At 73.5% G+C, this 21822-nt stretch carries 20 protein-coding genes; 13 read left to right on the forward strand and 7 right to left on the reverse strand.

The genetic code is table 11. The annotated features are described in order from the left end of the window. Positions 1-59: 59 nt before the first annotated feature. Positions 60-1286 carry a serine hydrolase domain-containing protein gene (locus tag ACZ4M3_RS18855; protein WP_467734024.1) on the reverse strand — a complete coding sequence of 409 codons (1227 nt, stop codon included), beginning with the start codon at positions 1284-1286 and terminating at the stop codon, positions 60-62. A gap of 221 nt (positions 1287-1507) precedes the next feature. Between ACZ4M3_RS18855 and ACZ4M3_RS18860 the strand changes: the two genes are divergently transcribed. From ACZ4M3_RS18860 to ACZ4M3_RS18870, 3 genes are all read left to right on the forward strand, one after another. Then, complete coding sequence (locus tag ACZ4M3_RS18860) at positions 1508-5272, forward strand: nSTAND1 domain-containing NTPase (RefSeq protein ID WP_467733961.1); 3765 nt, start codon at positions 1508-1510, stop codon at positions 5270-5272. Positions 5273-5543: 271 nt separating this feature from the next. Beyond that, entirely contained in the window at positions 5544-6422 is an 879-nt protein-coding gene (locus tag ACZ4M3_RS18865) for a C40 family peptidase (RefSeq protein ID WP_467733963.1), read from the forward strand. Positions 6423-6468: 46 nt separating this feature from the next. Further along, on the forward strand, positions 6469-6855 hold the full coding sequence (locus ACZ4M3_RS18870; protein ID WP_467733965.1) for a hypothetical protein: 387 nt from the start codon (positions 6469-6471) through the stop codon (positions 6853-6855). Between the two features lie 96 nt (positions 6856-6951). Here ACZ4M3_RS18870 and ACZ4M3_RS18875 read toward each other — a convergent pair whose 3' ends face one another. Further along, positions 6952-7113, reverse strand: coding sequence for a hydrophobic protein (locus ACZ4M3_RS18875; RefSeq protein WP_467733967.1), 162 nt, complete (start codon positions 7111-7113; stop codon positions 6952-6954). A gap of 96 nt (positions 7114-7209) precedes the next feature. Further along, positions 7210-7854, reverse strand: a complete 645-nt coding sequence (locus ACZ4M3_RS18880; protein ID WP_467733969.1) for a flavodoxin family protein — start codon at positions 7852-7854, stop codon at positions 7210-7212. Between the two features lie 196 nt (positions 7855-8050). Here ACZ4M3_RS18880 and ACZ4M3_RS18885 point away from each other — a divergent pair, with 196 nt between their 5' ends. The 6 genes from ACZ4M3_RS18885 (at position 8051) to ACZ4M3_RS18910 (ending at position 13112) form a co-directional block, all read left to right on the forward strand. Then, complete coding sequence (locus ACZ4M3_RS18885) at positions 8051-8269, forward strand: hypothetical protein (RefSeq protein ID WP_467733971.1); 219 nt, start codon at positions 8051-8053, stop codon at positions 8267-8269. Positions 8270-8402: 133 nt separating this feature from the next. Beyond that, positions 8403-8969: a hypothetical protein gene (locus ACZ4M3_RS18890; RefSeq protein WP_467733973.1), complete on the forward strand. Its 567-nt coding sequence runs from the start codon at positions 8403-8405 to the stop codon at positions 8967-8969. Between the two features lie 292 nt (positions 8970-9261). Beyond that, on the forward strand, positions 9262-10347 hold the full coding sequence (locus ACZ4M3_RS18895; protein WP_467733975.1) for a mechanosensitive ion channel family protein: 1086 nt from the start codon (positions 9262-9264) through the stop codon (positions 10345-10347). Between the two features lie 57 nt (positions 10348-10404). Continuing rightward, a complete protein-coding gene (locus ACZ4M3_RS18900; protein ID WP_467733977.1) occupies positions 10405-11691 on the forward strand; it encodes a pyroglutamyl peptidase in 1287 nt (428 codons plus the stop codon). A gap of 125 nt (positions 11692-11816) precedes the next feature. Continuing rightward, positions 11817-12077, forward strand: a complete 261-nt coding sequence (locus ACZ4M3_RS18905; RefSeq protein ID WP_467733979.1) for a hypothetical protein — start codon at positions 11817-11819, stop codon at positions 12075-12077. Positions 12078-12260: 183 nt separating this feature from the next. Beyond that, complete coding sequence (locus ACZ4M3_RS18910) at positions 12261-13112, forward strand: transposase (RefSeq protein ID WP_467733981.1); 852 nt, start codon at positions 12261-12263, stop codon at positions 13110-13112. Between the two features lie 26 nt (positions 13113-13138). Here the strand turns inward: ACZ4M3_RS18910 and ACZ4M3_RS18915 are convergent, their stop codons facing one another. Further along, entirely contained in the window at positions 13139-13576 is a 438-nt protein-coding gene (locus tag ACZ4M3_RS18915; protein WP_467733983.1) for a VOC family protein, read from the reverse strand. Between the two features lie 166 nt (positions 13577-13742). On the opposite strand from ACZ4M3_RS18915, the gene ACZ4M3_RS18920 reads away from it, so the two are divergent. The 3 genes from ACZ4M3_RS18920 to ACZ4M3_RS18930 all read left to right on the forward strand — a co-directional run bounded on the left by ACZ4M3_RS18920 (position 13743) and on the right by ACZ4M3_RS18930 (position 18305). After that, positions 13743-15194 carry a L,D-transpeptidase gene (locus ACZ4M3_RS18920; protein ID WP_467733985.1) on the forward strand — a complete coding sequence of 484 codons (1452 nt, stop codon included), beginning with the start codon at positions 13743-13745 and terminating at the stop codon, positions 15192-15194. A 319-nt stretch (positions 15195-15513) separates the two neighbouring features. Then, a complete protein-coding gene (locus tag ACZ4M3_RS18925; protein ID WP_467733987.1) occupies positions 15514-17568 on the forward strand; it encodes an RICIN domain-containing protein in 2055 nt (684 codons plus the stop codon). A gap of 104 nt (positions 17569-17672) precedes the next feature. Further along, entirely contained in the window at positions 17673-18305 is a 633-nt protein-coding gene (locus tag ACZ4M3_RS18930) for a hypothetical protein (protein WP_467733989.1), read from the forward strand. A gap of 7 nt (positions 18306-18312) precedes the next feature. On the opposite strand, the gene ACZ4M3_RS18935 is transcribed toward ACZ4M3_RS18930, so the two are convergent. From ACZ4M3_RS18935 to ACZ4M3_RS18945, 3 genes are all read right to left on the reverse strand, one after another. Next, a complete protein-coding gene (locus ACZ4M3_RS18935; RefSeq protein WP_467733991.1) occupies positions 18313-18498 on the reverse strand; it encodes a hypothetical protein in 186 nt (61 codons plus the stop codon). 408 nt (positions 18499-18906) lie between these two features. After that, on the reverse strand, positions 18907-20181 hold the full coding sequence (locus tag ACZ4M3_RS18940; RefSeq protein WP_467733993.1) for a glycosyltransferase: 1275 nt from the start codon (positions 20179-20181) through the stop codon (positions 18907-18909). Then, positions 20178-20822, reverse strand: coding sequence for a tetratricopeptide repeat protein (locus ACZ4M3_RS18945; protein ID WP_467733995.1), 645 nt, complete (start codon positions 20820-20822; stop codon positions 20178-20180). Before ACZ4M3_RS18945 ends, ACZ4M3_RS18940 begins: the two co-directional genes overlap by 4 nt. Positions 20823-21218: 396 nt before the next feature. On the opposite strand from ACZ4M3_RS18945, the gene ACZ4M3_RS18950 reads away from it, so the two are divergent. Next, the coding region (locus tag ACZ4M3_RS18950; RefSeq protein ID WP_467733997.1) for a hypothetical protein at positions 21219-21822 on the forward strand (604 nt) is incomplete at its 3' end.

A 21822-nucleotide genomic window follows, 5' to 3' on the forward strand; every position in this document is an offset into this window, starting at 1 on the left:
CCGTCCCGGTCGCACCGCCGCCGGGATGACGCGCCGCAGTGCGCCCGGGCCGGGCGCGATCAGCGCACCCGGTTGTGCTCGGGCAGGTCGGCGTCGGCGGGGAGGGCGGCGAAGCCGCGGCCGGGGGCGCCCTTCGCGGCGGCGGGCGGGGTGCCGCAGAACGCCGCTTCGAGGGTGCCGCCGAGCGCCGTGTTGGCTTCGCCCCGGTTGGAGGTGTTCGCCATCGCGGCGAGGCTGCGTGCACCGTCGCGGGTGGCGAAGGCGTACGTGTAGAAGCCCTGGACGGTGCCCGTGTGGCCGTACACCGAGGTGCCGCAGGACAGGTCGTAGCGGCGCAGGCCCAGACCGTAGGAACGGGTGTTCGTCGCGTCGGTGGGGGTCATCGCGAGCATGGCGTCGAGCGTGCGGGCCGGCAGCAGTCTGCCGCCCAGCAGTGCGGAGACGAAGGTGTTCAGGTCGGCCGCGTTCGAGATCATCGCCCCGGCGGACTGGGCCCAGGAGACGGTCTGTTCGGTGGCGTCGACCGGCGCCGCCCCGGCCTCGTCGGGGTACAGGTAGCCGTGCGCGTGCGGGCCCTTGATCTCGGTCCGGGGGTGCACGTAGGAGGTGTTCCTGAGTTTCAGCGGCTTGATGATGCGGCTCTCGTACTCCTCGGCGACCGGGTTCCCGGTGGCCTTTTCGATGAGCATGCCGACGACGACGAAGTTGGTGTTGGAGTACCCGTACGCCGCGCCGGGCTCGGCGGTGCGCGGCTCGCGCAGCGAGAGGTCCACCAGTTCGCGGTAGCCGAACACCTTGGTGCGGACCGCCTCGAAGCCGGGAACGGTCCGGTCGAACATCGCGTTGGTGTAGTCGGCGAGCCCGCTGCGGTGGGTGAGCAGGTGGCGCACCGTGATCCGGTCGTCGGGCAGCAGGCCCGGCAGGTAGCGGTTGACGGGCAGGTCCAGGCCGATCCTGCCCTCGTCCACCAGTTGCAGCAGCACCACGGCGGAGAAGGTCTTGGTGACGCTGCCGATCCGGAAGCGGGAGTTGGGGTCCATGGCGGCGCCGGTGCTCCGGTCCTGGACCCCGACGGCCTTCGTCCGCACGCCCGCCGGGCCGGTGAGCCGGGCCATGGCGCCGGGCGCTCCGGCGGCGGTGGTGTTCCGCAACGCCCGGGTCAGGGCCGCCAGGTCGGGGGCGGGGGCGGGGGCGGGGGCGGGCGGGGCGGCGTACGCGGTGGCGGCGGGTGCGAGCCCGGTCACCACCGCGATCAGGGCGGCGCTGACGGCCAGGCGACGGTCCATGGTCAGGGACACGTTGCTCCTCAACTCTTTCGGCGGCGTGGCGGTCGCAGCCTACGCACGCACGGGGTCCGTCGGGCGCGCTGACCGTCCGGGCGCTCCGCGCACCGACGGGCCCCGGCCGCGCGGGCAGTGAGGGGCCGCCAGGCCGGGCGGTGCCCCCGGAGCGGACCAACTCGTTCCCCGGGAGGCGTACGCCGCGTCCGCGCGGGAAGGTAGGCCCCGTGCCGACGGACGACGAGACCCTCGACGAATTCGCGGCCGAGCTACGACGCCTGCGCCGGCGGCGCAACGTGTCGCTCTCGGACCTGGCCCGCTCGATCCACTACAGCAAGGGCTATCTCAGCAAGATCGAGAACGGGCGCAAGCCGCCCACCCCCGACGTCGCCCGCAGATGCGACGAGGCCCTCGACGCGGGCGGCGAACTGGTGCGCCTCGTCCCCCAGGCGCCGGTCGTCCCGCAGGCCCGCACCGGGGACGACGGACCCGGCCCGGACGGGTCCGGCGCGCCCTGCCCCTACCGGGGGCTGGCCGCCTACGGCCCCCAGGACGCCGAGTGGTTCTTCGGCCGCGAGAGCGCCACCGCCGAGCTGACCGGCCGCCTCGCCGAGCGGATCGGGCACGGCGCGGTGGCGGTCGTGGCCCCGTCCGGCGCGGGGAAGTCCTCGCTGCTGCGCGCCGGGCTGCTGCCCGCGCTGCGCCGGGGCGCATTGCCGGTCTCGGGGTCGCGGGACTGGCCGGCCGTGGTGTGCGCGCCGGGGGCGCACCCCCTCAAGGAGCTGCTGCGCTGTGCGGCGGACGGGCTCGGGGCCGCGGCGGCGGCGATCACCCCCGAGGAACTGGCCGAGCGGCCGGACCGGCTGCCGGAAGCGGTGGCGGGCTCCCTCGGCCGGCCCGGGCTGGTGCTCCTCGTCGACCAGTTCGAGGAGGTGTTCACGCTCTGCGAGGACGAGCGGGAGCGCGGGGCCTTCGTCCGCGTCCTGCACTCGCTGGCCGCGTGCCCCGCCATCGCCGTCGTCATCGGGCTGCGGGCCGACTTCTGCGGGCACTGCCTGGACCACCCGGAGCTGGTGGAGGTGTTCACCCACGGCCTGTTCGCCCTCGGCCCGATGTCCGAGGGGCAGCTGCGGCACGCCGTCTGCGAGCCCGCCGCACGGGCCGGACTCACCCTGGAGACCGGCCTGGTGGAGCTGCTGCTGCGGGACCTCGGAGACCGCTCGGCGGCCCACGCCGGCTCCCTCCCGCTGCTCGCCCACGCCCTGCTCGGCACCTGGCAGCAGCGCACCGGCCGGACCCTGACGGTGGCCGGATACGAGATGACCGGCGGGATCCGCGGCGCGGTCGCGCGCACCGCCGAGTCCGTTTTCGCCCGGCTGGAGGCGGCCGAGCGGCATATCGCGCGCCAGTTGCTCACCAGGCTCGTGCACATCGCGGACGGTGCGGGCGCCCAGACCCGCAGGCCGGTCGAGCGGGACCGGCTGCTGCGGCAGCTACCGGATCCCGGGGCGGGCGGGCGGGTGCTGGACGCCTTCATCGAGGCCCGGCTCGTGACCGCGGACGGGGCGTCGGTGGAGATCACACACGAGGCGCTGCTGCACGCGTGGCCGCGGCTGCGCGAGTGGATCGAGTCGGACCGGGCGGCCCTCGTGGTGCGCCAGCGGGTCTCCGACGCCGGCGCGGAGTGGGTGCGGGGCGGCCGTGACCCCAGCCTGCTCTTCCGGGGCGCGCGGCTCGCCGGGGTCCGGGAGTGGGTCGAGCGGCAGGACCCGGCCCAGCTCGGGCCCGAGGAGCGGGAGTTCATCGCCGCGTGCGAGGCCGAGGAGGAGCGGCGCGGACGGGCGGTGCGGCGCCAGAGCAGGATCCGCCGGGCCCTGGTGATCACCTTGGCCGGACTGCTCGCGGTGGCGCTGGTGGCCGGGGCGCTGGCCTTCCAGCAGCGTTCACAGGCGCTGGACCAGCGGCGGACCGCCCAGTCGCAGGCCATGGCGGTACGCTCCCGGGCCCTGGCGGCGGGGCAGCCGGAGGCCTCCATGCTGCTCGCGGCCGCCGCCTACCGCACGGCTGCGACCGCGGAGGCCCGGGGGGCGCTGCTGAGCACTCAGGCGCAGTACTTCGCCGGGCGGCTGCGCGGGCACCGCGGAGCGGTCAACTCCGTCGCGTACAGCCCGGACGGGAAGCTGCTGGCCTCGGCGAGTTCGGATGCCTCGGTGCGGCTGTGGGACGCGGACAGCCGTCGGCTGGTCGGCACGTTCACCGGGCACACCGGGGCGGTGGCCTCGGTGGCCTTCGCACCCGACGGCGGCCGGCTGGCGACGGCGGGGGCGGACGGGACGGTGCGGCTGTGGGACGTGGGGGCGCGGCGGCTCACCGCCACCCTGACGGGGCACCGGGGTCCCGTCCGATCGGTGGCGTTCAGCCCCGACGGCCGCACCCTGGTCTCCGGCGGCCTCGACGACACCGTGCGGCTGTGGGACCTGCCGGGCGGCACGGAGCGGGCGGTGCTCACCGGACACGACGACGCGGTGATGGCCGTGGCGTTCAGCCCGGACGGCTCCCGCGTCGCCTCCGCCGGCGCCGACCGGAGCGTGCGGCTGTGGGAGACGGCGGACCCCGGCCGGCCGGTGGTGCTCTCCGGCCACACCGATCAGGTGCTCGGGATCGCCTTCGCCCCGGACGGCAGGACCCTGGCCTCCGGTGGAGCCGACCGGACGGTGCGGTTGTGGGACCTGCCGGGCGGCACGGAGCGGGCGGTGCTCACCGGACACGGCGACGACGTGAACGCCGTCGCTTTCAGCCGTACGGGGGACAGCGTGTTCAGTGCGAGCGGTGACGGCACGGTGAAGTCGTGGGATCCGGTCAGCCGCAAGGTGATCAGCACCCTGTCGGGTCATACCGATTACGTGCTCGCCGTCGCCGCCGGGCCCGGGGAGCAGCTCGCCACCGGCGGGTTCGACCAGTCCGTGGTGCTGTGGGACCCGGGCCGGGCCGCGCTGGCCACCCGGCCGTTCAGCGAGGCGTGGCAGTCGTCCTTCTCGCCGGACGGCCGGCTGCTGGCGTCGGCGCAGGCGGACCACACCGTACGGGTGTGGGAGCCCGGCCGGCGCCGGCTGCTCACCACCCTGACCGGTTCCGGGGGTTCGGTGTTCGCCGTCGCGTTCTCGCCGGACGGGCGGCTGATCGCCGCCGCGGGGGCCGACCGTACGGTCAGGACCTGGGAGGCGGCGAACGGGAGGGCGGCCGCGGTGCTGACCGGTCACGGCGGCTCGGTCTTCGCGGTGGCGTTCTCCCCGGACGGCCGGACGCTCGCCTCGGCCGGCGCGGACCACACCGTGGTCCTGTGGGACGTGGGCACGGGCCGGCGGGAGGCGACCCTCGACGCCCACCAGGACTTCGTCAACGCGGTGGCGTTCAGCCCGGACGGCCGGACGCTCGCCTCAGGCAGCGACGACCTGACCGTACGGCTGTGGGACGTGAGGGACGTACGGGGCGCGGGGCGGGCACCGCGGGCCGTGCTGCGCGGCCACACCGGCTCGGTCCGCGGAGTGGCGTTCTCCCCGGACGGCCGGATCCTCGCCAGCGGCGGTAACGACGGAACGGTGCGGTTGTGGGACACCGCCCGGCTCACCTCGGCCGGTACCCTCGCCGGACACAGCGGTTCGGTACGGGCGGTGGCGTTCAGCCCCGACGGCAAGGTGCTGGCGAGCAGCGGCAGTGACCAGAGCGTGAAGCTCTGGGATCCGCGCCGCGCGGAGCAGACCGCCACGCTCAACGGCCATACCGGGGCCGTGTGGGGCGTCACCTTCGACCCGGCGCGGCCGGGCACGCTGGCGAGCAGCAGCAACGACGGCACCGTACGGCTGTGGGACACCGACGCCGCGGAGCGCACCGCCGGGCTGTGCCGCCTCCTGGGGGACACCGGACCCGGGCGCTGGGCCGCGCTGCTGCCCGGTCTGCCCTACCGGAGCGTGTGTCCGGCGGCCGCCGGCTGAACTGCGGGAAGGGCCCGTTTCCCTGGGCGTTTCCCGTTTCCCAACGGCACGGGCGACGCGTGGCGTCTCGACAGCGGCGCCCCGCGCGGCCCAGTCTCGAACCACCGCAGCCGGTGGCCGCGTTCCGACCTGAACCACCGTCACCGGCCGTCCTTGCGGGACTTCCGGCCATCGGCGCGGAAGCGGGGCGGCCGCGGGCCACGGCGGGGGGAGACCACGTCGTGGGCCGGGGAGCCGTCGGGAACAACGGGGAGAACGGGGAGAACCAGGCATGCGCACCATCCTTGACAGAACGAGGCACGCCCTCGCGGCGGTCGGCCTCCTGGCGCTCTGCGCCGTGGGTGCCGCCCACCCGGCGGGCGCCGCCCCGGCGCCGCTGCGGGCCGCGGCAGCGGCCGACGGCGGCTGCGACGTGCTCGCGCCGGGCGCGTCCGGCGCCGCACAGGCCGCGGTCCGGGCCGCCTGCTCGCAGATCGGCGTCTGGTACACGTGGGGAGGCGGCCACGGGCCGCAGCCGGGCCCTACCTACGGGCAGGTGGACCCTTCCGATCCGGCCAGTCAGCACGACCCGGAGCGGCAGGGGTTCGACTGCTCGGGTCTCGTCCGGTACGCGTACGCCCAGGCCACCGGTCAGGACGTACTGGCCGGCACGGCCAACACCCAGTACCACTCGTCCCGGGTCACGGCGCGGTTCGGCGCGTCCCAGGGCACCGGACCGCTGCTGCCGGGTGACCTGCTGGCCTGGGGCGGTGACAACGGCATCCACCACATCGCCGTCTACCTCGGCGCGGGGAAGATGGTCGAGGCCCGGCAGTCCGGCACCCACGTGATGGTCAGCGACGTCCGGCTCGGCGGCGACTACAACGGGGCCGTGCGCATCGGTGCGGCCGACCCCGGGCAGGGCGGCACCTTCTCCACCTGGGGCACGGACGTGTGGTCGCACGCCGAGCCGTCCACGACCGGCGCGCGGGTCCACAAGTTCGACGGCCCGACCCGGGTGCGGATCGGCTGCCAGAAGCACGCCCAGCCCGTCGACGCCGAGGGCTACCACAACGACGCCTGGTCCTACCTGCCCGACTACCAGGCCTGGATCACCAACATCTACGTCAAGGGTCCCGCCTGGCTGGACGGCGTCCCCACCTGCCCCTGACACACCTTCACCGACAGCGACATCAACGGATTTCGAGGAGTACACCGTGAACGTACGCAAGAAGATCGCCCTGCTGGCCGGCGCGGCCGCTCTGACGGCCGGGCTGACCACCACCGGACTGCCCGTGGCGAGCGCCGCGCCCGCCGCCCCCGCCAAGCCCGCCGCCGACTGCGGCGTGCACTCGGACGGCAGGCTCTACTGCGGCAACAAGGTCGGGGCCAAGGGGTACGCGGACCGCTCGTACCGCTCCGCCACCCGCGGCACGCTCACCACCGGCTACAACTGGTTCGTGTGCTGGGGCCACGGCGACCCGCACCAGGGGCAGAACGACATCTGGTACTGGACCCAGCTCGACAACGGCGCCTGGGGCAACGTCCCCGCCGTCGACATCTACACGAACAACGACCCGGCCTACGGCCTGCGCCAGTGCTGAGCCGCGGCTGAGCCGGACAGCGGAGCCGGACAGCGCGGTGGGGCCCCCTCCCGTTCGGGAGGGGGCCCCGTTCGCGTGCGCGTGTGCGGCGGCGTGCTACCAGCGGTACCAGCGTCCGCTACCGCCCGCGGGACGGGCGACGAAGCCGATGAGCCACAGCACCAGGACCGCGATCGCGACCCACCACAGCACCTTCACCGCGAAGCCCGCGCCGAACAGGATGAGAGCGAGCAGAAGGACGAGAAGCAGGGGAACCATAGTTATCAACCTCCGAAGTGGCGATTGCCCCGGCCCGCCCGCCTCATGCACGCGAACCGCCCCGTTCTTCGCGGCGGCTGGCCGGCGGCGGCCGGGTCAGCTCGGCGGGTACGCGGCCGCCTTGAGGCAGCGGGCCAGGTGCGCGGTGTTCGCGGCGAGGGTCGCGGTGGTGCCCGCCGTCGCCTCGGGCGTCTTGTCGAGGTCCTGGTAGTCGGTGCCCTGCATCGCCTCGCCGACCCAGTAGGTGACGGCTCCGGGCGCCAGGCTGAAGCCGACGTCGTTCAGCCCCTGGAAGAGGTCGGCACTGACCTTGTGGGCACCGTCCTCGTTGCCGACCACGCACACGGCCGCGACCTTGCCGTAGGTGAGCGGGCGGCCCTGGTCGTCCGTCTCGGACAGTTCCGCGTCCAGGCGCTCCAGTACGCGCTGGGCGACGCTGGAGGGATGGCCCAGCCAGATCGGTGTGGAGATGACGAGGATGTCGCTGGCGAGTACGGTCTCGCGGATCCGGGGCCAGGCGTCTCCGTGTCCCATGTCGGTCCGCACCCCCGGCTTGACGTCGTGGTCGGCGACCCGGATCACCTTGCCGGTGACGCCGTGTTCGCCCAGTGCCTCCATCGTCTGCTCGGCCAGCAGGTGGGAGCTGGAGCGGTCCGGCGAGGGAGTCAGGCTGCAGACCAGCGCGACGGCGCGCAGCGGGGTGGTGGAGGAGACGGTGGTTCGGTTCGGTGTCGTTTCCATGTCCGGGCGGGTGCCCTCCCGTCGCGGCTTCTACCGGGCCCCCGGGCCCTTCCCGGAGGGCCGGAAGGCATCAGTAAGGCATCCCCTGGACCACACGCTCGGTCACCGAAAAGGTGCGCCGCGTAGCGGACCATGGCAGCGTCGTGGGCGGAGGCCGATGGGGCCCTCCGCACGAGAGCAAGGAGTGTGAACCGTCATGGGCGGTATGCGGGACAAGAACCAGCCGGGCAAGGGCCGCGCGGAGCAGGAGCACCAGCGGCAGCAGAAGCCCGGCCAGGACCCCGGCTCCATGCGGCCGGGTGGCCGCCAGCGCAAGCCGGGTGAGGTGTCGCACGACCGCGCCCTCGACGACGACACGATGCGCGACGACACGATGCGCGACGACGACATGGACATGCCCCGCGGCGAGCGCTGACCCCGCGGCTCGGCAGACAGGACTCCGGCCGGTGGCGACCACCGGCCGGAGTTCGCCGTGCCGGGCCATGCGGCCGGTTCCCGCGGGTAGGCACACCAGTGGGGACCGCGCGCGAGGCCGGAGGAGGCTCGACATGGCCCGGGTTTCGGTGGCAGGGGCGGAGGTCGTCGTACGTCTGTCCGTGCGCGAGCGGCTGGCCGTCCGCCGTCGGCGGGACGTGCGCGTCGCGGTGGCGGCGGTGCGCGAGGTCGCGGTGGAGTCCAGCTGGTGGCGCGTGCTGCGCGGCGTGCCGGCCCGGGGCAGCTGGCACCCCGGGCGCTGTGTGGGGATCCGGCGTTCCCCGGAGGGCGAGGACTTCGTCTCCGTCCGGTCCGACGGCTCCGTACTGCGCCTGGAGCTCGGCGGCGACGCGCCGTTCCGCCGGATCGCGGTCAGCGTTCCCGACGCGGAGGAAACGGCACGGACGCTGCGCTCCCTGATCCCCGCCGCTCCGCCGCCCGACGGCGCGCGGGAGGGGGACGAGGGGAGCGGCGCGCGCCCCGAGCAGCCGCCGCACCGGCCGCTGCTCCAGCACGAGGGCGGGACGGTGGACGACCACGGCCGGGCGCCCGGGGCTCCGTCGCGGACCGGTACGGGCGCGCAGCCGAAGGCCGACGACGACCGGGTGCGCAGGGCCAACGAGGACGACGGCGGATCCTGAGCCGCCGCGTGCAGCCTTCGCCGCGCTGCCGCCCGGCCGCCGTCGGCGGGGCCCGCTCCAGGTGCCGTTCACCGCGGTGGGGGGCCCGCACCCGGGCCGGCGGCGGCCCGGCCGCCGGGGGACCCCACCCCATGGGGCAGGATGGAAACTCCCGTTCCCCAGGCGTCCGATCGCCCGAACGGGGGCCCCCGCACGACGAACTGACAGGTGACAAGGTGACGACACACCTCATACGACGGCCCGCGGCGGCCGTCGCCACTCCCCCGGTCCGGCGCGGGACGGAGGGCCCGCGTTGAACCGGGACCTCGTCCTCCACGACTGGCTGGTGGCCGGGATCGCGCTGGCCGCCGGAGGCGTGGCCGCCCTCCTGCTGCGCGGGCTGCTGCGCTGGCTGGCCCGGCACGCCCTGCGGACCCGGTGGACCGGCGACGACCTCATCGTCGACGCGCTGCGCACGCTCGCGCCGGGAGCGGCCGTCATCGCGGGCGCCGCGGTGGCCGCGGGGACGCTGCCCCTCACGGCCCGGATCGCGGGCATCGTGAACCAGTCCCTGACCGCGCTGCTGATCCTCTTCGCGACGTTCAGCGCGGCCCGGGTCGTCGCCGGGCTGGTCCAGTCCGTGGCGCAGTCGCGGACCGGTGTGGCCGGCTCGGCGACCATCTTCGTGAACATCACCCGCATCGTGGTGCTCACCATGGGCGTGCTCGTCGCGCTGGAGACCATGGGCGTCTCCATCGCGCCGCTGCTCACCGCGCTCGGCGTGGGCGGCCTGGCGGTGGCGCTCGCCCTCCAGGACACCCTGGCCAACCTCTTCGCCGGCGTGCACATCCTGGCGTCGAAGACGGTGCAGCCCGGTGACTACATCCGCCTCAGCAGTGGTGAGGAGGGGTACGTCGTCGACATCAACTGGCGCAACACCGTGGTCCGCAACCTGTCGAACAACCTGGTCATCATCCCGAACGGCCGGCTGGCCCGGACGAACATGACCAACTACACGCAGCCCGAACAGCAGTTGTCGCTGCTCGTGCAGGTGGGCGTGGGGTACGAGAGCGACCTGGAGCACGTCGAGCGGGTGACCCTGGAGGTGGTCGACACGGTGATGGCCGACATCAACGGCGCCGTCCCCGGGCACGAGGGAGCGGTCCGCTTCCACACGTTCGCCGATTCGCGGATCAATTTCACGGCGATCCTCGGTGTCGGTGAGTTCAGCGACCAGTACCGGATCAAGCACGAGTTCATCAAGCGGCTGCACCAGCGGTTCCGTGAGGAGGGCATCTCGATCCCGGCCCCGACGCGCACGGTCGCGCTCCAGCGGGAGGACGCCCCGCCGGTCCTGCTCCCGCACCAGCGTGAGGGCGGCCGGGCGCCGGTGCGCTGACGGGCTGTCCGGAGAGGCTCTGGTTGGGCCGAGGCGAGCTGTGTAATGTCACATCACATGATGCTCTTACGGCGCGCGGCGGTTGCCGCGTCCCTCCTCTGCGCCCTCCTCCCGATCGCCGTCGCCACCCCCGCGCAGGGGGCCGACGGCGCCGCCTGCGCCGCCGCCCCCACCGCCCCCACCGCGGCTCTGGACGCCGAGCAGGCGCGGCTCGCGGACGCCCGCACGACGGCGCTCGTCGAGGACGGCGGCTTCGGGGACTTCGTCCGGCGCTTCCCCGCCGCGCTGTGCGGGGTGCGCGGCCCCGCCGAAGCCGGCCGGCTGCTCGACGGCTGGGGTGAGGCGCTCTGGCAGTCCGCCGTGCGGCGGGCCCAGGCCCGGCGGCCCGCCGGAGACCTGCCGGCCGGTGACGACCGGCCGCTGTACTGGACCCGGCTGGCGATGACCGCCCAGCTGGCGCGCTGGGAACCGGGATTCCCGGTGGACCGCGCCGCGCTGCGCAGCCGGTTCGAGGACGCCTCGCGCGGCCTCACGGACAACGACTTCCGGGCCGCCCCCGGCGTCCGGCGCGTGTTCATCAGCGGCTTCGACCCGTTCGGCCTCGACGCCGAGCTGCGCCGCGCGAACCCGTCCGGCTCCGCCGCCCTCCAGCTGAGCGGTCGGCGCATCACCCTCGCCGACGGGAGCCCCGCCGAGGTCCGCGCCGTCGTCCTGCCCGTGCGCTACGCCGACTTCGACGCCGGGATCGTGGAGCGGGCGTTCGCGCCGCGGCTGGCCGGCGGCCCCGCCCCGGCGGACGTCATCACCACCGTCAGCCAGGGCTACCCCGGCATCTTCACCCTGGAGGCGTGGGCCGGCCGGGCCCGGTCGGCGGACCCGTACCCCGACAACACCGGCGCCCTCTCGGGCGGCACCCGGGAGCACCCCGTGACCGCCCCGGGTCTCGGCCCGGGCGCCGAGTTCATCGCCACCACGCTGCCGGCCGACGCGGTGACCGGGGCCGTCCAGGCCCCGTACCCGGTCCTCCTCAACACGGAGGTCACCGAGATCCCGGCGGGCGCCGCGGCGCAGGTGGACCGGGCCGACGGCCCCACCCCCGGCTCCCGTGCCGTGGCGGGCGGCGGGGGCGGCTACCTCTCCAACGAGGTGGCCTACCGCTCCAACCGGCTGCGCGGCGAACTCGCCCCGGCGCTGCCCGGCGGCCATCTGCACACCCCCGTCCTGACCGGGCTCCCGGCCGATCCGCAGCTGCTGACCGGCCCGGAGTTCGAGCGCAACGAGCGGGCGATCACCTCGGAGGTCCGCTCGGTCCTGGAACACGCGGCCGCGCCGACGTCCCGCTGAGGGCCGGCGCCGCGTCACGGGCGGCCGTACGTTCCTTCGCGTACGGCCGCCCGTCAGCGCCCGGAAGAACAGGGACGCGGCGGGTGCTCCCCCGCTGAGCCGTCCGGCATGGTTAACGTCTTCCCATGAACACGCCGCAGCCCTTCGATATCCTGCTGGTTCCCACCAACGCCGAGAACCCGGGCGAAGCCTCCCCGGCCGGTGAACCCGTGCGCATCGCCGTCGTCCGGGCGACGGGCGAGACGGGCGCCTCCGGGTACCCGCGGTACGCGGGGGACGGCATGGAGGCGGACATCGATCCCGCCAGCGGCGTGGTGGAGGCCCTGCTCGTCGACGGCGCCGAACTGGACTACGGGCTCACGGCCGTGGCCAGGCCGCACGCCTGACCGCGCCCACCCGGCACGGCGCGTCAACGGCCGGGCCGCCCCCGTCCCCCGTCTCCGGGGGTGGGGAATCGGCCGGGGCGGCGCGGCCGGTTCGGCGTGCCACGCCCGGGGGCGAGGTCCGCCGGTGTTAGACAGGCAGGCCATGCCACCCGGTGTGGCGGCTCGGGCGGAGGAACGGGGCGGATGAACGATTCGACGGCAGGCACCCGGAACGTGCCGGACGCGGCCGCCGAGGCGCTCGCGGTGAAGACCTTGACCGACCGGGCGACCGGCGTGCTCATGGCGCTGGTCCCGTGCGACGCGCAGACGGCCGGCCGGCTCCTGGCGGACACCGGCCGGGCCGCCCGCAGTGAACCCCGGCAGACGGCCGAGGCCGTCGTCGCCCTGGTCAGCGGACGCGATCTGCCCGCCGGGCTGCGCCAGGCCCTGCGCACCGCCATCCGTGGCGCCCGCACCACGACCGCCCCGCCCCACCAGGGCCGCCCGGCCGCACCGCACCCCGATCCGCGTCGGGTACGGGAACACCTGGCCCGGCTGCGCGCCCTGCGCCGGCGCACCCTGGAGGCCCCCGCCGATCCGGTGCTGCGGGGCCAGTTGGAGAGCGCCGCCGACGCCCTGTGCCTGCTCATGGGGCACCGGACCCCCCACGAGGCGCTGCGGGCGGCCGAAGTGCTCATCGCCGCCGGGCGGATGCGCGCCGGCGGCACGGCCGTGACGTCCCGTCAGGAGTTCCTCGACGACCGGGCGTGGGCGGCGGTCGAGGTGCACCTCCCCCCGGCCGTCCGGTTCGGGCACGCGCCGCGCAGCCTCGTCGAGGCGATGCTGTGGAAGGCCTCGACGGAGGCCTCCTGGGCGGACCTCCCGGCGCACTACGGCCCCTGGCACACCGTGGCCGAACGGTTCCGCATCTGGTCCGCCGACGGCACCTGGGACCGTGTGACGGCCGCCGCCGGTCTCGCCCACGGCGCGGAGCAGGACGACGGCCTGGACGACTGGACCACCCCCTGGCACCCCGCCCCTGCCGAAGAGCGCTGACCGGCGAACGGCGAACGGCGAACGGGCTACTGGGCGGCCCCGAAGTCGGGGAGGACGAGGCTGCCGTCGTCGGCGAGGGTGAACCCGGGGTTGTGGGCGATCTCCCAGGGGTGACCGTCGGGGTCGGTGAAGGTGCCCGCGTAGCCGCCGTAGAAGGTGGTCCCCGGCGCACTGGTGACGGTGGCTCCGGCGGTCCGCGCCGCCGCCACCAGCGCATCCACCTCCGCGCGGTCGCGCACGTTGTGGGCGAGGACGATCCCGCCGAACCCGGCGGGGCCGCGGTCCTCGATCCCGGAGTCCAGCGCCAGTTCCGTACGGCTCCACAGGACCAGGGCCAGGCCGCCCGCCTGGAAGAAGACGGTCCCCTCGGTCTCCTGGCCCCGCCAGCCGAGGCTCTCGTAGAACGCCCGGGAGCGGGCCAGGTCCGTGACGCCCAGGGTGATGAGGCTGATCCGCTGTTCCATGGCCGGAAGCTACCACCGCCTCTGCCGACGGCGGCGCCCTTGCTCCGTGCGGGTTGTCTTGCGCGCTCGTTCGGCGGCACCGCCCGAGCGGGTGATCATCATCCAGGCGGCCAATCGTTTTGATGGCGTGATCGGGTGGTGGGCGATCCGGGAAGGCTGCGTGGCGATGACACCGGCACACGGGGCAGGACGAAACAGGTTGTGGGGCGCGCTCGCCGCGGTTGCCGGGGCCGCCCTCGTGGTGGCCGCGGCGCCGGGCCGGCCGGTGGGGTCCGATGCCTCGCGGCTCGCCGCCGACGGCGCGGAGGCGGCCGTCACCCTGCTGGTCAGCAGGGCGCTCGACGAGGGCCGCGGCAATGTCGCCGTCCGGTGCGCGGTGGAGCAGGCCTTCCAGGCCGGGCTGTGCGACGGCTGGCGGCAGCAGCGGGTGCTGGCGACGGCCTGGGGCGCCGGGTCGGTCCTGGGCGGGCCGGCCGGTTCGGCGGGTCCGGCGCCCACGGTGGCGCTGCCCACGGACGCCGACGGGCCGCTCGACATCGCGCTCGTCGAACCGGGACGGCTGACCGACGTCACGGTGTACGACCGGCACGGACGCTACGTGGGCGGCGCGCTGGACTCCGGGAACCGGCGCTGGTCCAACACCGAACCGCTGCGCGCCGGGGAGCAGTACACGGTGCGGGTCGGCGCCCAGGACGCGGCGGGCACACCGGTCGGCGTGACGATGGCGTTCCGGACGGCGCCGCCCACGGCCGACGGCCGGCTCACGGTGGAGTTCGGGCCGAAGGAGGGTACGTACGGCGCGGGTCAGATCGTGACGGCCGCCCTCAGCCGCCCGGTTCCGGCCACCGACCGGACGGCGCGGGCCCGGCTGGAGCAGGCGCTCCAGGTGACCTCGGAGCCGGCGGTGGAGGGCGCGTGGCACTGGGTGGACGACTCGACGCTGCACTACCGGCCGCGCACGTACTGGCCGGCCCACGCGGTGGTGCACGTACGCAGCGGGCTGGACGGGGTCGAGGTCGGCGAGCACACCTACGGCGGCTCCTCGGACGGCCTCGACCTCAGCATCGGGGACCGCATCGAGGCGGTCACCGATTCCGCCGCGCACGAGATGACCGTACGCCGCAACGGGCGGGTCATCCGGACGATCCCGGTCACCACCGGCAAGGCCGGATTCCGCACCCGATCCGGCGTCAAGGTCGTGCTGGGCAAGGAGCTGGAGGTCCGGATGCGGGGGGATTCCGTGGGCATCCAGCGCGGCACGAGCGAGTTCTACGACATGCCGGTCCGCTATGCCACGCGGGTGACGTGGAGCGGAGAGTACGTGCACGCGGCGCCGTGGTCGGTGGAGGCGCAGGGCGAGGACAACGTCAGCCACGGCTGCACCGGCATGAGCACGGCGGACGCCGCCTGGTTCTTCGCGACGGTGCGGGAGGGGGACGTCGTGCAGGTGGTGAACAGCGGCGGCGAGGAGATGGCGCCGTTCGGGAACGGCTACGGCGACTGGAACCTGGACTGGCGGGCCTGGCAGGCGGGCAGCGCCCTCACCGCCGCCCGGGAAGCCGCTTCCGTACCGCCCGCGGTGGTCCACGTCCCTTCGCGACTGCGACCCCTCACCTGACGGGTCCGGCGGCATCACCCCTTGTGACGGCAGGAATTCGGCTGGTAGTAAATAGATGAATCACTGACTGAATTACCGTCAACAAGCCCGTGCTCCGTATCTCGATTGCATAACGAGATGCCGATAAAAGGCCTGGACCAATACCGGTCGATGCGCGTAACTTCCTTGTAAAACAAGGAATATGAGGGTTCATCAAATACGGCCACGTAGGTAACGGTCAGATATCACGAGCCCCTTTCCCGTTTGTCCGAATTCTCCGGGCGACCCGTCTGGCAGGCTTCCGCGCACCCACTCTTCCGACCAACGAGTTGAGGTGCGCATGACTAGACATCGCAGACGAGCCGAACACCGGCGCAAACCCCGGCGGTTCATACTCATCACCGCCGCCATGGCGACGGCGGCGGTGATAGCGGGGGGACTCGCCTACTCCGGACTGGGCGACGGCGCCCAGGCGGCCCAGCCCGCACAAGCCGAGGCACTGCCCCAGACGTTCGCACCGGCCGCCGCGCCGGCCAGGGACCAGGAGCCGGCGCCGCTGTCGGGGGCGCCCGCGAACGAGAACACCCGCGGCATGATCTACGACGGCCTCAAGGCCGCGCCCAAGGGCGACCGTTGCGTCGGTGTCTACCGCACCGAAGCGGGACAGTGCACCCACGGCCCCGACGCGCCGCCCAAGGGCGTCGACATCAAGGCAGAGATACCCCCGGCGGTCAAGACGACGGCGGCCGCGGCCGATCCGGCCCACCCCGAGGCCGGTGCGCCCGCGAGCACCGGAGGTGACGGGCGTCCTCAGGACGCGCCCGCCGCCGACGCGCGCACCGCCAAGGCGGCCGCCGCCGCGGCTCCCGCGCCGTCGTCCGGCGGCCAGGCCGTCGCCGCCGGCCCCGCGGGCCAGACCGTCCAGTGCGACGGCGACGGCAGCACCGGCAACCGCGTCCAGGTGGTCTACGTACACGGCCCCGACCGCGACCGGTACTCCGAGTACGTCGCCTCGTTCCGCAAGTGGGCGGCGGACGCCGACCTCATCTACTCGACGAGCGCCCAGGAGACCGGTGGCGTCCGGCACATCCGCTACGTCACGGCCGCCGATTGCACCCCGACGGTGCTGAACATCGAACTCCCCGCGTCCGCCCTTTCGGAGTTCAGCGCGACCAACAACGCGCTCGCCGGCAAGGGGCTCGACCGCCGCGACCGCAAGTACATGATCTTCGCCGACACCCAGGTCTACTGCGGCATCGGCACGTTCAACGGCGACGAGCGGCACGGCCAGGACAACCTGAGCAACTTCGGCCCGTCCTACGGCCGGACGGACTCCGGCTGCTGGGGCGGCCACACCGCGGCGCACGAACTCGGCCACAACCTGGGAGCGGTCAACAACAGCGCCCCGAACACCAGCCGTGGCGCGCACTGCACGGACGAGTACGACGTCATGTGCTACTCGGACACCCCGTACTACCCGCAGATGCGCTACGTGTGCTCCAACCAGGCCGCCGAGAACATCCTCGACTGCAACCACGACGACTACTTCCACACCAACCCCAAGCCGGGCAGTTACCTCGCCACGCACTGGAACATCGCCGACAACCAGTTCCTGATGCGGACGGGCGGCGGCACCGACCCGAACCCGGGCCCGAAGCCGACGCCCACACCCACGCCCAGCCCCAAGCCGACCAAGAGCCCGACCGGCGGTCCGACGGTGACGGCGGGCCAGCTCAAGGCCGACTCGGTCGTCGTCAGCTGGCCCAAGGTCGAGGGCGCGGTCTGGTACCAGGTGCTGCTGAACGGCAAGCACCTGACCTGGACGCAGTCCCAGGTCCTGCGCATCTACAACCTCCAGCCCGGCACGGACTACAAGGTCGCCGTGTCGGTCCGCGACGGCTCCGGCCGGGACAGCGGACCCGGCCGCACCACGTCCTTCCGTACGCTGGGCGCCGGCGGCGGGGCGACCACCCCCGGCGCCCGCTACACGCTCGGCAACGGCAGCACCGGCATGGCCGCCGAGCTGTGGGGCGGCCGGACCGCCGACGGCACGGTCCTCGTCGGGGCGCGGGCCAACGGCTACGCGCCGCAGCAGTGGTACTTCGACGACGCGGGCAGCGGTCTCGTCCGGATCCGCTCGGCGGCTTCCGGCAAGTGCCTCCAGGCCGGCAGTGCCCCGGCCGCCGGCGTGTGGGTCGCCCAGCAGCCCTGCGGCAGCAACTCGGCCCAGAACTGGCGGGTTTCCTCGCGCGGGGGCGCGGTGACCGTCGCGGACGCGTCCGGCGGCTACGCCCTGACCGTGAGCAACCGGCCCTACTACGGGGACTGGCTGCTCGACCTCCAGCGCGCGGACGGCCGCGCCACGCAGGTGTGGACGGTCCAGAAGGCCGGCTGACCCGCCGCACCCGACCGGCGGTGGAGCGGGGACGACCGTCCCCGCTCCACCGCCCCCTTCACTTCTTCTTCTCCACACCCCACCGCAATGGGAGCACCACGACGATGCGACGCAGCCGACACTCCTTCCGGGCCCTGACCGCCAGCGGCTTCCTGACCCTGGCCCTCGCTCAGGCGCTGGCCGCCCCCACCGCCGCCCAGGCGCACGGTGACACCGTCAAGGTCGTGATCACGGGCCAGCGCGACGGCCACCTCACCACTGACGTCACCTGGGAGAACGACGGGGACGCCGTGGACGAGGCGGTGGCCGCCACGGTGAACGCGACGAGCGCGGACGGCTCCCGTACCGCGGGCCCCTGGCGGCTGGTACGCGATTCCGCCGGCGGTGCGGGATGGAGCACGGCCGAGGTGCTGCCGCCCGGCACCTGGAAGGTGTCCGTCGACGTCGGTTTCCCGGCCCTGGGGCACGGCGAGCGGGAGGTCGCCGTACCGGTGGTCGATCCCCGGCCGTCGTCGACCGGTCCGGCGCCGTCGCCGTCGCCGAGCGGGGCCGCGCCGTCGGTGGAGCAGTCCGGTACGCCGTCGGCCGCCGCCCCGGCCGCCACGGCCCCGGCCGCACCCGCGGCCGCCGCCTCCGGCGGCGGGACCGGCTGGTGGTGGACGACGGCCGGGGTGGCGGTGACCGCCCTCGCCGGGACCGCCGTGGGCCTGTGGCTGCGGCGCGCCCGTAGCCGGTAGTGCGGGATCAGCCCTGGCAGACGCCCCGTTCGTAGTCGACGGTGGCCGTCGCCCTGGAGTACTGGCACTGCGGGGCCGGCAGCTGCGCGTCGAGCTGCCGGGCCGCGGTGGGGCTCTCCACCACGTAACCGAAGTCCTGGAGCCAGGCCGGGTACAGGCTCTTCGACCCGATGTAGAAGGCGGAGCCGTGCACCGGTCCCCGGTCCGCAGGGCGAGCCGGTCGCGGAGCGTGTCGCTGATCTCGGCGAGGGACTTGATCTGCGAGTAGCCGCCGCTGCCCCCGGCCCCGCGGTCGGCCGGGTCGCTGACCACGACGCGGACCTTGACCCCGGCGGCCATCTTGGCGGCGAGGGCGTCGTAGACGTTGACCGTGTCGTAGTCGCGGTCCGTCGGGCACGCAGGGGGTCTCGTCCACCGTGCCCGTGGCCCGGAGACGTTCTCGGGTCATCCGCCGAACGTCTCGCACAAGCGGACAGCCGGCCTCCCGCGAACCGCAACGGGACTGATCAATCGGCGTCGGCGCCCTTCGGTTCGCCAGCGCTCACGCGGACGAGCCCGAAGGGCGACCGTGTTCCCTGCACGCACCTCGTCACCCGGGGCGTCACACCAGCAAGGGACCGCCGCAGCGTTCGGCGCCGTCCTTCATCGCGATCAGATTGGCCACCACGTAAGAGATCTGGTTCCGGGCGTGCCAGTCGGTCGGGAAGTAGGTGACCAGCCGTGAGTTCTGGAATCTGGCCTGGATCTCCGGTACGAAGGCGCGGTACTGATCGTCGGTGTAGTACCAGAACGAGTTCTCGTTGTAGTAGGCGACGTGTGTCGGGTCCTGGTAGGCGCCCCGGCCGTCGGAGCTGGGAGTGAGGGTGAGGAGCATGCCGCCCGGTGCCAGCAGGCGGTACAACTCATTGATCAGTGGAACCTTCGCGGGTACGTGCTCCAGGAAGTCCACCGCCCTGAGCAGACCGACCGAGTCGTCCGGGAGGTCCAGGGGTGCGGGCAGCGTCGCAATGATGTCGACGCCGTCCCGTGCGTACTGGTCCACTCCCAGGTAGCCGGGCGGCTTGCGGTGCGCGGCGCCGAGGTCCAGCGCGAGCAGCCCGCGCCGCTTGGTCCAGGCGAGCGCGTTGGGTTCGATGTACTTGTCGTACAGGGCGACGGTCTCGCGCTGAATGTGCGCGTTGATCTCGGTGTCGCGCTGGGTGTTGTCGGGATGCATGCGTTGCAGGTACAGGCATCGGGGAATGCGGTGGAAGTCACCGGCCTGGAAGAGACGGCACATCAAGTCCTGGTCGTCCAGCACCGTGCGCGTGGCGTCGTACCCGCCGACCTGCTCGTACGCGTCCCTGCGGAACGCCCGCACGTGGTTGGGGGCGTACCAGATGTACGAGACGTTGTGCGGCGTCGGTGCCATGGAGACGGCTTGCAGGAGGCGGCGTCCGTCGACCTCCACTTCCTCGTACTGCCAGCCGTTCGCCTCGTTGAACCGCGTGTCGTCCCGGCTTCCGTCCTCGGTGATCTGAGCGGTGTGGCTGTAGACGAAGACGACGTCGGGGTGCTCGTCGAAGGCCTTCGCCAGTTCCGCCAGGCAGTCCTTGGCCAGCAGGTCGTCGTGGTCGAGCTCGACGAGGATCTCGCCGCGTGCCACTTCGCAGGCACGGCGTTTGGCGGCTCCGACCCCCCGGACGTCGTCCGCGATCTCCAGCCGGACACGGTCGTCGGGGCGTTCCGGCCGCCATCGCGCGCCGTTGTTGAGCAGGACGATCCACTCCCAGTCGGAGCAGGTCTGCGCTTGCAGGGTCGCGAGGCATTCGTCCAGGAAACGCGGTCGGTGGCTGGGGGTGAAGACGGAGAACCTCGGGGTCGGGGAAGAAGTCATTCCGTGGTACCTACCTGAGTGGCTGTCAGTGCTGCGCTCGCGGAATCCCGGAACTCCTCCGGGACGAACTGTAGAAGCGACGGGTCGGCGCGGACGGCGAGGCCGAAGGTGTCCTTGGCCTCTTTGTCCCGGCCCTTCTTCGCCAGGGCCCGTCCAAGGTGCAGATGGGCCGTGGCGGCCTTCGGGTCGGCCCGCACGATGTGCCGCAGGATCGCGATGGCCTGGTCGGGGTGGTTCGACTCGATCAGGAGCGCCTTGTTGTAGAGGGCCGATTCGAAATTCGGGTCGATCTTGAGGGCGTGGTCGTAGGCCGCGCGTGCGTCGGCTTTCCTGTTGTCGTGCTGGGCGATGACGCCGAGGTTGTACCAGGCGAGTTTGTCGGCAGGGTTCACGTTCAGGTCCAGGACCTGTCGGAAGCTCTGCGTCGCCCCGGAGAAATTCTTGTTCTCGCCCTGCTTGATGCCCGCTCGGAGCAGTGCCTCCGCCCGCGCGGCACGCTTGGCCGCGGGAGATTCGGGCCCGGACGCAGTCGAAAGGATGGTCTCGGGGTCTCCTGCGAGCAGCTGGACAAACCCGGTCGCCGTATTGGCGATCACGACTGCCGCGGCGAGTCCGGTCCACAGTACGATCCGCTTCTTCACGGGGCTACCTCGCCGATCCGGTGACGCCACTGAGCCGTGCGGCAGGGGCAAGCACCGTTGGCTGCACGGACGATGCTCGCGGACGTCGTCGCCTAGTGCGGCCGTGCGCGCCGGCCGGCCGGTCAGGAGAGTTCACGGTGCGGGGGTTCACGGCGCGCATACCGCGTAGACGGTGATGGTGCCCACGCCGTTGGTGGTGGTCTGCCAGCCAGTAGCCGGGGAACCCCCGACAGGACGGTTGCTGAGCACCTGGAGGTTGACCAACGCGGTCTGGTAGCCGCCGCCGACGGCGAATGTACCGGCGGGGCAAAAGACCGTGGCTTGGCCTGCGCCGCTGTTGGAGACGACCGTGCTCTGCGCCCCGGCACTCGCGCCCTGGACCCCTTGGAAGCCCTGGTGGCCTTGGAATCCTTGAGTGCCCTGCGCACCGGGGCCGCCCTGGCTTCCTTGGGCACCGGCACCGCCCTGGAACCCTTGCGCGCCCTGGGGGCCGACGTTGCCCTGGCTGCCTTGCGTGCCGGCAGTGCCCTGGGTGCCCTGCGCGCCCGTAGCTCCTTGGCCGCCCTGCGCTCCGGTGCCGCCCTGGAATCCCTGGTTCCCCTGGTTGCCTTGGGTGCCCTGGGCTCCGGTGCCGCCCTGGAAGCCCTGGAACCCCTGACTGCCCTGCGTACCGGCAGTGCCCTGCACGCCCTGCGTACCGGCAGTGCCCTGGCTGCCCTGCGCCCCGGTGCCACCCTGAGCACCCTGCGCTCCGGTGCCGCCCTGGAATCCCTGGTTCCCCTGGAACCCCTGACTGCCCTGGAACCCTTGCGCACCGGCGCCACCCTGGAACCCCTGACTGCCCTGCGCGCCCGTGGTGCCTTGGCTGCCTTGCGTACCGGCAGTGCCCTGGCCGCCCTGCGCCCCGGTGCCACCCTGAGCACCCTGCGCTCCCGAACCGCCCTGGAATCCCTGGTTCCCCTGGAACCCCTGACTGCCCTGGAACCCCTGCGCACCGGCG

Source organism: Streptomyces sp. NPDC026522 (assembly GCF_055567555.1).

Bases quoted from the DNA above. Each gene is read 5' to 3' on its own strand.
- ACZ4M3_RS18855 (WP_467734024.1), bottom strand. From the start codon at position 1,286: ATGGACCGTCGCCTGGCCGTCAGCGCCGCCCTGATCGCGGTGGTGACC.
- ACZ4M3_RS18865 (WP_467733963.1), top strand. From the start codon at position 5,544: ATGCGCACCATCCTTGACAGAACGAGGCACGCCCTCGCGGCGGTCGGC.
- ACZ4M3_RS18875 (WP_467733967.1), bottom strand. From the start codon at position 7,113: ATGGTTCCCCTGCTTCTCGTCCTTCTGCTCGCTCTCATCCTGTTCGGC.
- ACZ4M3_RS18880 (WP_467733969.1), bottom strand. From the start codon at position 7,854: ATGGAAACGACACCGAACCGAACCACCGTCTCCTCCACCACCCCGCTG.
- ACZ4M3_RS18885 (WP_467733971.1), top strand. From the start codon at position 8,051: ATGGGCGGTATGCGGGACAAGAACCAGCCGGGCAAGGGCCGCGCGGAG.
- ACZ4M3_RS18890 (WP_467733973.1), top strand. From the start codon at position 8,403: ATGGCCCGGGTTTCGGTGGCAGGGGCGGAGGTCGTCGTACGTCTGTCC.
- ACZ4M3_RS18900 (WP_467733977.1), top strand. From the start codon at position 10,405: ATGATGCTCTTACGGCGCGCGGCGGTTGCCGCGTCCCTCCTCTGCGCC.
- ACZ4M3_RS18905 (WP_467733979.1), top strand. From the start codon at position 11,817: ATGAACACGCCGCAGCCCTTCGATATCCTGCTGGTTCCCACCAACGCC.
- ACZ4M3_RS18910 (WP_467733981.1), top strand. From the start codon at position 12,261: ATGAACGATTCGACGGCAGGCACCCGGAACGTGCCGGACGCGGCCGCC.
- ACZ4M3_RS18915 (WP_467733983.1), bottom strand. From the start codon at position 13,576: ATGGAACAGCGGATCAGCCTCATCACCCTGGGCGTCACGGACCTGGCC.
- ACZ4M3_RS18920 (WP_467733985.1), top strand. From the start codon at position 13,743: ATGACACCGGCACACGGGGCAGGACGAAACAGGTTGTGGGGCGCGCTC.
- ACZ4M3_RS18925 (WP_467733987.1), top strand. From the start codon at position 15,514: ATGACTAGACATCGCAGACGAGCCGAACACCGGCGCAAACCCCGGCGG.
- ACZ4M3_RS18930 (WP_467733989.1), top strand. From the start codon at position 17,673: ATGCGACGCAGCCGACACTCCTTCCGGGCCCTGACCGCCAGCGGCTTC.
- ACZ4M3_RS18940 (WP_467733993.1), bottom strand. From the start codon at position 20,181: ATGACTTCTTCCCCGACCCCGAGGTTCTCCGTCTTCACCCCCAGCCAC.